The sequence below is a fragment of the Herbaspirillum sp. RV1423 genome (assembly GCF_000577615.1).
Lineage (GTDB): Bacteria > Pseudomonadota > Gammaproteobacteria > Burkholderiales > Burkholderiaceae_D > Herbaspirillum.
In genome coordinates this window covers 107,015-118,383 of record NZ_CBXX010000015.1, presented here as the reverse complement: position 1 = coordinate 118,383, position 11,369 = coordinate 107,015, and the positions used below count along the sequence as shown (strand labels likewise).

Here is an 11,369-nt window from a genome sequence, read left to right as displayed (position 1 = left end):
TTCTGCACGCCGGACTCGCGCAGCGCCGCTATCAGCGCTTCCGGTATGCCGCACAGGCCGAAACCGCCGACAGCGATCGTCTGACCGTCCTTGACGATGCCGGATAACGCGCTGGACGCGTCGGGATAGACTTTATTCACATGTCTCCTTTCGATTCTTATAGGTTCAAAATGTCAGCAGGCATCATAGGACGCAGGTACTGTGCCAACAATACGGTAAAAATACTCGGGGCCTGGAACCCTTTGGGAATGGCAGCAGGCCCCAAAATGTCCGCCAGGCCTTAGAATTCGAGATTCCGGCCAGTATTTCTACGACACAAGAACGTGCACCGAACAATGAGCAACTCGCATAACGTCGATTTTGAACAAGTATTCATGCATGCCCCGATCGGCATGTGCGTCTCGCATAATCGCGTGATACAGCAAAGCAACCTGGCGCTGGCCAAGATGTTCGGCTATGCGCCCGGCGAGTTGTCGGGAAAGTCCTTCATGGTGCTCTATCCGACCGCCGACGAATTCGAGCGCACCGGCGTGCGGCTGGTGCCTATCTTGAACGAAAAGGGCTTTTACTCCGACGAACGCATCATGAAGCGCGTCAACGACGAAATGTTCTGGTGCCACGTCACCGGCGCGTCGCTGGTGCAGGGCGATCCGCACGCGGCCGGCATCTGGACCTTTGAAGACGTCAGCGCCAAGCGTCCGCTGGCGCCGGGACTGACGCCGCGCGAACGCGAAATCGCAGCGCTGCTGGTGGAAGGCAAGACCAGCAAGCTGATCGCGCGCCAAGTCGAACTCAGCCCGCGCACCGTCGAAATGCACCGCGCGCGGCTGATGCGCAAATTCGGCGCGGCAACGTCGTCGGAACTCGTGCACAAGTTGCTCAGCATCACGCCCTAGGGTCTGTTCAGATTCCGGCGTTCCAGCCGGGATCGCTGCAACATTTTTCCCGCCGGACAATCCCGTATTGCATACGCGCGCCGCTGATCCCCCTTACACCGGCAAACCCAGTTCCCGCAATTGCTTCACCGTCGCGGCGCAATCGACATGATGAATCGCGTGCCAGCCGAGGCGGCGCGCCGCTTCCGCGTTCCTGGCGGAGTCATCGAGGAACACCAGTTCGGACGGCTTGAGGTTGGGCAGATGCTTGCCGTAGCGCGTCAGCGCGATCTGGTAAATCACGTCGTCCGGCTTGATGCAGTTCTCCGCGCCCGACACCACGATGTCGCGGAAGATATGCAGGAAGTCGTAGTTCGCCAGCGCGTGCGGAAAGGTTTCCGCCGACCAGTTGGTCAGGCCGAACAACGGCACGTCCTTCGCATGCAGGGCGCGCAGTAATTCAACGCCATCATGCAAGGGGCCGCGCAGCATTTCCGGCCAGCGATCATAGAAGGCCCGGATCATCGGCTCATGCTGCGGATGCTGCGCCACCAGCAATTCGGTGCCCTCTTGCAACGTGCGGCCGCCATCCTGACGGATGTTCCAGTCGGGCGAACAGATGTTGGTCAGAAAATGTTCGCGCTCGGCGGCGTCGGGAATCAGTTGTTGGTACAGGTGCTGCGGATTCCAGTCGAACAGGACGCCGCCGAAATCGAAGACCACGGCGCGGATGCCGGCGGAGCTGGCGTATTGTGAAGTGGAAGTTTGCATCGGATAGTTGTCGTACATTGGTGGATGGAATGGCCCCGGGTCTGTTGCCAATCAAAGCGTGCGGAAAAATTCATACAGCTCGGCGGCATCCGCATAGGCTACATTGAAACGGAACCATGGCTCTTCCGGCGGCGTCAGGTGGAAGAATTCCCCCGGCGCCAGCCAGATGCCTTTTTGCCGTGCGCGGTCGGCGATCTCGCGCGCGCTGAGCGTGCAACCGTCCAGCCGGGCCCACGAGAACATCCCGCCGCGCGGCGTCGTGAACGGTGTCAGGCCGGTCTCGCTGAGCTTGCCGTTGACGCGCGCCTGCGCGCTCAGCAGCGACGCCGCCAGGCTTTCGACATGGCGGCGGTGATGGCCTTCGGTCAGCACGCTGTGCACCAGGCGCTCGTTGATTTCGGAATTGGTCAGGCTCAGCACCATCTTGGTATGCACCAACTGGCGCGCCAGGTCGCGCTGGCAGGCGATGAAACCGAGACGCAGCGACGGCGCGATGGTCTTGGAATAGCTGCCGACGTAAATCACGCGCTGCAAGCCGTCGAGCGCAGCCAGCATGGGATCGGTCGGCTGGCCCAGCTCGCGGAAGATATCGTCCTCCACCACCCAGAAACCATGCCGTTCGGCCGCCTGCAGCACGCGCATCGCGCAGGCCGGGGTGTACGAGGTGCCGGTCGGGTTGTGCAGCACGCTGGTGGTGAAAAACAGTTTCGGCTTGTGCGTGCGCGCCAGCGTCTCCAGCATTTCGGTATCGACGCCGGTGGGCGTGCGCGGAATCCCGATCACGTTGAGGTCGGCCATCTTCAGCATGGCGATCAGATTGCAATAGCCGGGGTCATCGACAAACACCGTGTCGCCGCGCTTGGCCATGGTGCGAATGATCAGGTCCAGCCCTTGCGTGGCGCCATGCGAAGTCAACACCTGATCCAGCGAAACTTCCAGCGACCAGTTCGCCAGAAACTGGCAGATGATCTGGCGCAGCGGCGCATAGCCGTAAGGATGGCCGTAGCCGACCTGTTGCGCGCCGGGCGAGCGGATGATGCGGCGCTCGGCCTGGTGCAGGCCTTCGTCGTCCAGCCATTTTCCCGGCAGCCAGCCGCAGCCGGCCTTGATCGGCACGCGTTCGTCGGCGAACATTTCCGACAACAGCCAGGCCGAATCGATGACCGGATCGGGCGGCGTAAAGGCCATCGCCGGCGGCGTATTGGCGCCCTTGGGCGCGATGAAGAAACCGGCTCCGCGCCGCACGATCAGCAAGCCGCGCGCCACCAGTTGCTCATAGGCTTCCACCACGGTCGAAGCGCCGATGCCGTGCGACTCGGCAAACTGCCGCACCGACGGCAGCCGTTCGCCCGAACGCAGGCCGCCCTGTTCGATCAATTGCGCCAGTCCGTTCACCACCTGCTCGACCAGCCTGTTGGCGCCGACTCTTGTGCCGCCTTTTGCGCCGTTTCTTTCCAACGTCAGGTAAACCGCTTCGCGTTGTGCTTTTGCCATCAAATCCTCGTCATGCCCCGACAACTGTCACCAATACAGATTGTCGAAACAAACAATACAGTTTTTCAGTTAATTCCAAAGTGTATCTAACAATACCGACCGTGTCTCGCAATAATCGATCCAACGCCGATTCCTTCATTCAACCAACCGCCCATGGTGCGCCCGCAATGAACAAACCACTCTCCGCTTCCGAGCTGTCCGCTTACTGGATGCCCTATACCGCCAACCGCAACTTCAAAGCCAGCCCGCGCATGCTGGTGTCGGCGGAAGGCATGTACTACCGCGACGACGCCGGCAATCCCATCCTCGACGGCACCGCCGGCCTGTGGTGCGTACCGCTCGGCCACGCCCAGCCGAAGATCGTCTCGGCCGTGCAAAAGGCCGTGGCGACGCTGGACTATGCGCCGTCCTTCCAGCTCGGCCACCCGATGGCCTTTGAACTGGCCGAGCGCCTCAAGCAATACACCGGCGGCCGTTTTTCGCAAGTGTTCTACACCGGTTCCGGCTCTGAATCGGTCGACACCGCCCTGAAGATCGCGCTGGCCTATCACCGCGTCCGCGGCGACGCCACCCGCACCCGCCTGATCGGCCGTGAGCGCGGCTATCACGGCGTCGGCTTCGGCGGCATGTCGGTCGGCGGCATCGGCGGCAACCGCAAGACTTTCAACTCGGCGCTGCTGCAAGGCGTCGACCACCTGCCGCATACCCACAACCTGGAAAAGAACGCCTTCACCAAAGGCGAACCGGAATACGGTGCGCACCTGGCCGACGAACTGGAACGTCTGGTCGCGCTGCACGATGCCTCCAACATCGCCGCCGTGATCGTCGAGCCGGTGGCCGGTTCGACCGGCGTGCTGATTCCGCCCAAGGGCTACCTCAAGCGCCTGCGCGAACTGTGCACCAAGCACGGCATCCTGCTGATCTTCGATGAAGTCATCACCGGCTTCGGCCGCCTCGGCACGCCGTTCGCGTCGGATTATTTCGGCGTCGAGCCGGACATCTTCACGACCGCCAAAGGCCTGACCAACGGCGTGGTGCCAATGGGCGCGGTGTTCGTCAAACCGCACATCCACGACGCCTTCATGCACGGCCCGGACGGCATCGAACTGTTCCACGGCTACACCTATTCCGGCCATCCGCTGGCCTGCGCCGCCGGGCTGGCGTCGCTCGACATCTTCGAGCAGGAAGGCATCCTCGAACACGCGCAAAGCGTGGCCGATTACTGGCAGGAGGCCGCCCATGCGCTGCGCGGCCTGCCGCATGTGATCGACATCCGCACCATCGGCATGATCGTCGGCATCGAACTGGCGTCGATTCCCGGCAAGCCGGGTGCGCGCGCCTACGACGCCTTCCTCCGCGCCTTTGACGACGGCATCCTGATCCGCGTGACCGGCGACATCATCGCGCTGTCGCCGCCGCTGGTCATCGAGAAGAAACACATCGACGAATTGTTCGGCAAGCTCGCTGCGATTTTGAAAACTCTGAATTAAAAACGACAGTATGGAAAAGATTACCCACTTCATCGGCGGACGCCGCGTCGACACCAACAGCGACCGCTACGCCGACGTCTTCAATCCTGCGCTCGGCGTCCCGGTGGCGCGCGTGGCGCTGGGCACGGCGGAGGATGTCGACAACGCCGTCGCGGTCGCGGCGGCGGCCTTCCCCGCCTGGTCCAACACGCCGCCGCTGACGCGCGCCCGCGTGCTGTTCAAGTTTCTCAACCTGATCCAGCAGCATGCCGACGACTTCGCCGCCATCCTCACCCGCGAACACGGCAAGACGTTCTCCGATGCGCAAGGCGAAGTCGCGCGCGGCATCGAGGTGGTCGAATACGCCGTCGGCATTCCGCAAATGCTCAAGGGCGAATACACCGACCAGATCGCGCGCGGCATCGACGCCTGGTCGATGCGCCAGCCGCTCGGTGTGGTGGCCGGCATCACGCCGTTCAACTTCCCGGCGATGGTGCCGATGTGGATGTTCCCGATCGCGCTGGCTTGCGGCAACTGCTTCATCCTCAAGCCGTCCGAACGCGACCCGTCCGCTTCGCTGCTGATCGCGGAACTATTGCAGCAAGCTGGTCTGCCGGATGGCGTATTCAACGTCATCCAGGGCGACAAGGTCACCGTCGACGCGCTGCTCGACCATCCCAAGGTCAAGGCGATCAGCTTCGTCGGCTCGACCCCGATCGCCGAATACATCTACGCGCGCGGCAGCGCCAAGGGCAAACGCGTGCAGGCATTGGGCGGCGCCAAGAATCACATGGTGGTGATGCCCGACGCCGACATGCAAGTCGCGGTCGACGCGCTGATCGGCGCGGCCTACGGTTCGGCCGGCGAACGCTGCATGGCGATCTCCGTCGCCGTTGCCGTCGGCGATGCCGGCGACAAACTGGTAACCGCACTGGCCGAACGCACGCGCAGCCTGAAGATCAACGACGGCATGGAAAAAGACGCCGAGATGGGTCCGGTCGTCACCGCCGCCGCGAAGGCGCGCATCGAAGGACTGATCGGCAAGGGCGTCGAAGAAGGCGCAACGCTGGTAGTCGACGGCCGCGGCTTCAAGGTGCCGGGACGCGAAAAAGGCTTCTTCGTCGGCGGCACGCTGTTCGATCACGTCACGCCCGGGATGACCATCTACAAGGAAGAAATTTTCGGGCCGGTGCTGTGCGTATTGCGCGCGCCCGATGTCGCCACCGCCGTCGAACTGATCAACAACCACGAATACGGCAATGGCGTTGCGGTATTCACACGCGACGGCGGCGTGGCGCGCGAGTTCGTGCGCCAGATCGAGGTCGGCATGGTCGGCGTGAACGTGCCGCTGCCGGTGCCGATGGCGTTCAGCAGTTTCGGCGGCTGGAAGCGCAGCCTGTTCGGCGACCATCACGTCTACGGTCCGGAAGGCGTGCGTTTTTATACACGCGCCAAAGCGGTCATGCAACGTTGGCCGAACAGCGCCAGCGCCGGCGCCGAGTTCGCTTTCCCGCAAATGAAGTGAACCTGAAAGCGCGATGAAAGCAGCGATTTTTTCATGGACAGAAACGGCATGAGCGAACCTCATGCCGTCGCTGTTTTCAGCGACGATTTTTCGATGTGAAGTATTGGTGCGGAAGACGGATTTGATGGTGCAAATCGATGTTGACGATGTTGAAAATGCACCGATATCTACGGAAAGGAATCATTAAATTCATCTCAAGAAAAATGAAACGATGAAGTAATTCACGTAGTATGCAGTAACGCGAAAAAACATAATGAAGACCTGCGCAACACATGGTCATGCACCTATTCGCGGCAGTAAAAAACATAAAAACGAACAGAGACGTTAAACCAGGAGGAGCAATCATGATCCATCGCCATCATGTGTTGCGACAGGCGCACATACGCATGCGCGCGAGGTCGCAAACAATCCATCTTCACGTCGCGTTTAGCTCGGTAAACGCGATGTATTTTGACACGTCCATGCAGTAAATTTTTTCTTATCCCGCGATGATTTTCCTGGCGTCATGGGCATAGAACTTGCGTCACAACATCCTGATTTAACCCTTTCAATGCGCAGTCATTTTTGGAGATGTGAATATGATGAATCGTCGTGATTTTCTCAAGCTGTCCGCACTCGCCGCACCGGGAGCTTTGTCGTTCACCGATGTCTTTGCACAAGCCGATGCGATCCAGTTCGGCTGTCCTGTCCCGATGTCCGGTCCTTTCGCCGCCAACGGCAAATACGCCGACATGGGCATGAAGCTGGTGCTGCAAAAATACGGCAAGGTGCTCGGCAAGAACCTCAGCTACGTCACGCTCGATACGGAAGGGAAACCGGCGACCGCCGTGCGCAAGATGCAGGAAACGATGGAAAAGGGCACGCGCTTTTTCGCCGGCGGCATTCTCTCCGGCGAAGCGCTGGCGATGGGCAAGGAAGCCGAGAAAGGCGGCGGCATTTTCATCACCACCGCCGGCGCCGATGAAATCACCGGCAGCGATTGCAATCGCGCCACCTTCCGCTGGTCGGTGCCGACCTTCGGCGCAATCGAACAGACCGTACGTCCGCTGCTGGAAAAAATGCCGAACGCCAAACGCTGGTACACCATCACGCCGCAATACGTATTCGGCGACGGTTTGCTCAGTGCAGCCAAGGCGATCTTCAAGGAAAAAGGCATCGAGCACGTCGGCAACAGCTATCACTCGCTGGCCGAAAAGGAATTCAGCGGCTACCTGACCAACGCCATGGCGGCCAAGCCGGATGTGCTTCTGCTACTGAACTTCGGTTCGCAATCTTCGGACACGCTGCGTCAGGCGGTCAGCTTCGGCATGAAGAACAACTGCACCATCCTGATGGCCTGGGCGTCCGGCCTGGAACAGTTCGAAACGCTGGGCGCCGACATCTGCGACGGCGTGTATTTCGGCGCGCAATACTGGCACGCGATCGACTCGCCGTTCAACAAGGAATTCGTGCAACTGGTCAACAGCAACCTGAAGATCGACCCGAACTACAGCCTGGCCGGTTCCTACATCTGCACCAAGATCATGCTCGACGCCATCATCAAGGCCAACAGCACCGATCCCAAAGCGGTCATCGCCGCGATGGAAGGCATGAAGTACGAGGGCCTGACCGGCACCGAGGAAATCCGCAAGGGCGACCACCAGGTCATCAAGAACTACTACCTGCTCAAGGGTAAAGCCAAGGCCAAGATGCGCAACAAGAACGACTATGCGGACATCATTTCGTCCGGCAAATCCTTCCTGGCGCTCGACAAGACCATGTGCAAGCTCGGTTGATCGGACCGGCGTAAGTTCGTTTCTGCGCGGCGCTGTGCAAGATTCGTGTACAGCGCCGCTTATGCACATTACTGCAAGCTGCTTGCATCGGCGTTTCGAGGTTTCATGAATATTTATCTGCTGCAAATTGCCAATGGCGTCGGCATCGGCATGTTGTATTTCCTGCTGGCGGTGGGACTCTCCATCGTGTTCGGCTTGCTGCGCTTCGTCAATTTTTCGCATGGCGCATTTTTCCTGCTGGGCGCTTACCTGTGCTTCCAGCTCGGCGAAATGGGCGTCAATTTCTGGTGGTCGCTGCTGGTCGCGCCGCTGGTGGTGGCTGCGTTCGCCTGGCTGGTCGAGCGCTTCGTGCTGCGCCATATCTACGCGCTGCCGCATCACTTCCATATCCTGTTTACGGTCGGCCTGGCGTTGGTGTTGCAGGAGGCTGTCATCTCTTACTGGGGACCGCTGGGCAACAATATTTCGCCGCCGGACCTGCTGCAAGGCGTGGTGATGGCCGGCGGTTTCGTCTATCCAAAATATCGCCTGTTCGTCATCGCTTTCACCGCCGTGATGGCGCTGCTGCTGTGGTGGATCCTCGAAGGCACGCGCCTCGGCTCCATCGTGCGCGCGGGCAGCGAATCGACCGAGATGGTGTCGCTGCTGGGTCTGAACATCGATCGCATCTTCAGCCTGGTGTTCGCGCTGGGCGCGTTTACCGCCGGCCTCGCCGGCGCGCTGGCGGCGCCGATCCGCGGCGTCGAACCGTTCATGGGGGTGGAAGCGCTCGGCATTGCCTTCGTGGTGGTGGTGATCGGCGGCCTCGGCAGTTTCTCCGGCGCGCTGGTGGGCGGCATCCTGGTCGGCATCGTGCAAAGCGTGATGAGCACGGTGTGGTCGGAAGGCGCGCACCTGATGATCTACATCGCAATGGCGGCGGTCATGCTGCTGCGCCCCAATGGCCTGCTCGGCCGCGCCAGCTAAGGAGGCCGCCATGAAACATATCGTGCATTTCCGCTTCACGCTGCTGGTCATTGCCGTCGTCTTGCTGCTGCCGTTGTGCGTCGGCTCCGGCACGCTGGCGACCGAAGTATTGATCTATGCGCTGGCCGCGCTGGGTTGCAATCTGCTGCTCGGCTATACCGGCCTGATGTCGTTCGGCCAGGGGATTTTCTTCGGCATCGGCAGTTATGCCACCGGCCTGGCCTTGCTGCACCTGAAGGCGCCGCTGCTGATTTCACTATTGATCGCGGCCGTCATCGGCGGACTGATCGCGCTGTTGGTCGGCTGGTTTTCGATTCGCCAGCGCGGCACTTATTTCGTCATGCTGACGCTGGCGTTCGCGCAGATGTTCTACTTCCTCGCCTATACGATGAAGGACATCACCGGCGGCGACAACGGCCTGCTCGACATTCCGCGTCCCGACCTGTCGATATTCGGGCTGACGCTGTTGCCGACCACGTCGTCGTGGCAGTACTACAGCTTTGTTGCGATCCTGTTCGTGCTGGTGTTCTGGCTGCTGCAACGGGTGGTCGATTCGGTGCTGGGCCGCACCTTGCTGGCGGTGCGCGACAACGAGGCGCGCGCTTCCGCGGTCGGTTATGACATCACGCTGCTGAAGCTGGCGGCCTTCGTGATCTCGGGCGCGGTGACCGGCCTGGCCGGCGGCTTGCACGCGATGATGACCGGCGTCGCGCCGCTGTCGAATATCGAATACCACGCCAGCGAAGCTATCCTGATCATGACCGTGATCGGCGGCACCGGCAATCTGTTCGCCTCGGTGCTGGGGGCATCCTTCTATGTACTGGTCGGCAACTGGCTGTCGACGCTGTGGCCGCGCTGGCTGATGCTGCTGGGCTTCCTGCTGATCGGTGTGAGCCTGTACATGCACAAGGGCTTGTACGGCCTCGCGCAGTCGCTGCTGCAACGCCTGCGCCCCGGCGCCAAGGTCGGCCCCGATGTCGTCAAGGAGACCCACTGATGAGCTCGCCCATCCTCAAAGCGGTGAACGTGACCAAGCGCTACGGCAAATTCACCGCCGTCAACAACATCACGCTCGATATCCTGCCCGGCACCGTGCATTCGGTAATCGGTCCCAACGGCGCTGGCAAGACCACGCTGTTCCATACGCTGACCGGCACCACGCCGATCACCGAAGGCAGCATCCTGGTCGAGGGCGAAGAAGTGTCGCATCTGCCCGGCTACAAACGGGTGCGCAAAGGCCTGGCGCGTTCATTCCAGGTGACCAGCCTGTTCCCGAACCTGAGCGTGCGCGAAAACCTGCGGCTGGCCGCGCAAGGCACGCGGCCGGCGCAGGCGCTCAATCCGTGGCGGCGTCCCGAGTTGTTGCGCCAGGCCTGCGACATCGCCGAGCAATTGCTGGCGCGGCTGAGCCTGCAAGGGGTCGCCGATCGCCTGTCGGCCGAACTGTCGCACGGCCAGCAGCGCCGTCTCGAAGTCGGCATGGCGATGGCCGGTCAGCCGAAGGTGATCTTCCTCGATGAGCCGACCTCGGGCATGGGCATCGACGACATCGGCGAGATGAAGAAACTGATTCACAGCCTGCGCGACAACTACACCGTGGTGCTGATCGAACACAACATGGATATCGTCATGGACATCTCCGACAGCATCACCGTGATGCAGCAGGGCCAGATCCTCGCGCAAGGCAAACCGGAGGACATCCGCAACGACGAGCGCGTGCGCCGCGCTTATCTGGGCAGCATGATCACCGGAGGAAAAGCATGATCCTCGACATACAGGATGTTCACAGCTATTACGGCAAGAGCCACATCCTGCAAGGCGTGTCGCTGCAGGTCGCGGCCGGTGAAGTGGTCACGCTGCTGGGCCGCAACGGCGCCGGCAAAAGCACGACCCTGAAGAGCATCGTCGGCGTGGTCCAGCCGCGCCAGGGCAAGGTCATGTTCGAAGGCAACAACGTGGCCGGCCTGCCCGCCTACAAGATCGCCGCGCGCGGCGTCTGCCTGGTGCCGGAACATCGCGGCATCTTCAAGCTGCTGACCGTGGAGGAAAACCTGACCATGGCGGCGCGCAAGGATTCTGCGTGGGGACTGGAAGACGTCTACACAATCTTTCCGCGCCTGAAGGAGCGCCGCAAGAACGGCGGCGGCCAGCTCTCCGGCGGCGAGCAACAGATGCTGGCGATTGCGCGCGCATTGATGACGCATCCCAAGGTGCTGATGCTGGACGAGCCGGTCGAAGGACTGGCGCCGGTGATCGTCGATGAGATCGTCGCACAGATCAAACTGATCAAGGCAACCGGCATGTCGATCATCCTGGTGGAACAGAATCTGGAGGTTTGCACGCAGCTTGCCGATCGCCATTACATCGTGGAACAGGGGTGTATCGCCTATACGGCGACCAACGCGGAATTCCTCGCCGACGACAGCGCGAAGGATCGTTATCTTGGCGTAAATATTGCTAACTGAGTTGCGGCATAAGTTAAGTACTGAGCTGC

The 11,369-nt window shown here is 61.1% G+C and carries 11 protein-coding genes; 8 read left to right on the top strand and 3 right to left on the bottom strand.

Annotated elements, in window-relative coordinates; translation table 11 throughout:
• Positions 1–140: succinyl-CoA--3-ketoacid-CoA transferase (locus RV1423_RS15615; RefSeq protein ID WP_034298321.1), on the bottom strand; the 140-nt coding region annotated here is incomplete at its 3' end.
• Positions 141–335: 195 nt separating this feature from the next.
• On the opposite strand from RV1423_RS15615, the gene RV1423_RS15610 reads away from it, so the two are divergent.
• Entirely contained in the window at positions 336–896 is a 561-nt protein-coding gene (locus tag RV1423_RS15610) for a PAS and helix-turn-helix domain-containing protein (RefSeq protein WP_034298320.1), read from the top strand.
• A 93-nt stretch (positions 897–989) separates the two neighbouring features.
• On the opposite strand, the gene RV1423_RS15605 is transcribed toward RV1423_RS15610, so the two are convergent.
• Together RV1423_RS15605 and RV1423_RS15600 are read right to left on the bottom strand one after the other, a co-directional pair.
• Positions 990–1,646, bottom strand: coding sequence for an HAD family phosphatase (locus RV1423_RS15605; RefSeq protein WP_034298334.1), 657 nt, complete (start codon positions 1,644–1,646; stop codon positions 990–992).
• Between the two features lie 51 nt (positions 1,647–1,697).
• On the bottom strand, positions 1,698–3,140 hold the full coding sequence (locus tag RV1423_RS15600) for a PLP-dependent aminotransferase family protein (protein WP_034298319.1): 1,443 nt from the start codon (positions 3,138–3,140) through the stop codon (positions 1,698–1,700).
• Between the two features lie 167 nt (positions 3,141–3,307).
• Between RV1423_RS15600 and RV1423_RS15595 the strand changes: the two genes are divergently transcribed.
• From RV1423_RS15595 to RV1423_RS15560, 7 genes are all read left to right on the top strand, one after another.
• Complete coding sequence (locus RV1423_RS15595; RefSeq protein ID WP_034298318.1) at positions 3,308–4,630, top strand: aspartate aminotransferase family protein; 1,323 nt, start codon at positions 3,308–3,310, stop codon at positions 4,628–4,630.
• A 10-nt stretch (positions 4,631–4,640) separates the two neighbouring features.
• The gene (locus tag RV1423_RS15590) at positions 4,641–6,134 is read left to right on the top strand and encodes a CoA-acylating methylmalonate-semialdehyde dehydrogenase (RefSeq protein WP_034298317.1); all 1,494 of its coding nucleotides are present in this window, start codon (positions 4,641–4,643) and stop codon (positions 6,132–6,134) included.
• 581 nt (positions 6,135–6,715) lie between these two features.
• Entirely contained in the window at positions 6,716–7,909 is a 1,194-nt protein-coding gene (locus tag RV1423_RS15580; RefSeq protein WP_034298333.1) for an ABC transporter substrate-binding protein, read from the top strand.
• A gap of 105 nt (positions 7,910–8,014) precedes the next feature.
• The gene (locus RV1423_RS15575) at positions 8,015–8,875 is read left to right on the top strand and encodes a branched-chain amino acid ABC transporter permease (protein WP_034298315.1); all 861 of its coding nucleotides are present in this window, start codon (positions 8,015–8,017) and stop codon (positions 8,873–8,875) included.
• Positions 8,876–8,885: 10 nt separating this feature from the next.
• Complete coding sequence (locus RV1423_RS15570; RefSeq protein WP_034298314.1) at positions 8,886–9,872, top strand: branched-chain amino acid ABC transporter permease; 987 nt, start codon at positions 8,886–8,888, stop codon at positions 9,870–9,872.
• A complete protein-coding gene (locus RV1423_RS15565) occupies positions 9,872–10,639 on the top strand; it encodes an ABC transporter ATP-binding protein (RefSeq protein ID WP_034298313.1) in 768 nt (255 codons plus the stop codon). Before RV1423_RS15570 ends, RV1423_RS15565 begins: the two co-directional genes overlap by 1 nt.
• Positions 10,636–11,340 (top strand): ABC transporter ATP-binding protein, encoded by a 705-nt coding sequence (locus RV1423_RS15560; RefSeq protein WP_034298312.1) that lies wholly within the window; start codon positions 10,636–10,638, stop codon positions 11,338–11,340. The genes RV1423_RS15565 and RV1423_RS15560 overlap by 4 nt, the downstream gene beginning before the upstream one ends.
• The last annotated feature ends 29 nt before the right edge of the window (positions 11,341–11,369 follow it).

Bases quoted from the DNA above. Each gene is read 5' to 3' on its own strand.
- RV1423_RS15610 (WP_034298320.1), top strand. From the start codon at position 336: ATGAGCAACTCGCATAACGTCGATTTTGAACAAGTATTCATGCATGCC.
- RV1423_RS15605 (WP_034298334.1), bottom strand. From the start codon at position 1,646: ATGCAAACTTCCACTTCACAATACGCCAGCTCCGCCGGCATCCGCGCC.
- RV1423_RS15600 (WP_034298319.1), bottom strand. From the start codon at position 3,140: ATGGCAAAAGCACAACGCGAAGCGGTTTACCTGACGTTGGAAAGAAAC.
- RV1423_RS15595 (WP_034298318.1), top strand. From the start codon at position 3,308: ATGAACAAACCACTCTCCGCTTCCGAGCTGTCCGCTTACTGGATGCCC.
- RV1423_RS15590 (WP_034298317.1), top strand. From the start codon at position 4,641: ATGGAAAAGATTACCCACTTCATCGGCGGACGCCGCGTCGACACCAAC.
- RV1423_RS15580 (WP_034298333.1), top strand. From the start codon at position 6,716: ATGAATCGTCGTGATTTTCTCAAGCTGTCCGCACTCGCCGCACCGGGA.
- RV1423_RS15575 (WP_034298315.1), top strand. From the start codon at position 8,015: ATGAATATTTATCTGCTGCAAATTGCCAATGGCGTCGGCATCGGCATG.
- RV1423_RS15570 (WP_034298314.1), top strand. From the start codon at position 8,886: ATGAAACATATCGTGCATTTCCGCTTCACGCTGCTGGTCATTGCCGTC.
- RV1423_RS15565 (WP_034298313.1), top strand. From the start codon at position 9,872: ATGAGCTCGCCCATCCTCAAAGCGGTGAACGTGACCAAGCGCTACGGC.
- RV1423_RS15560 (WP_034298312.1), top strand. From the start codon at position 10,636: ATGATCCTCGACATACAGGATGTTCACAGCTATTACGGCAAGAGCCAC.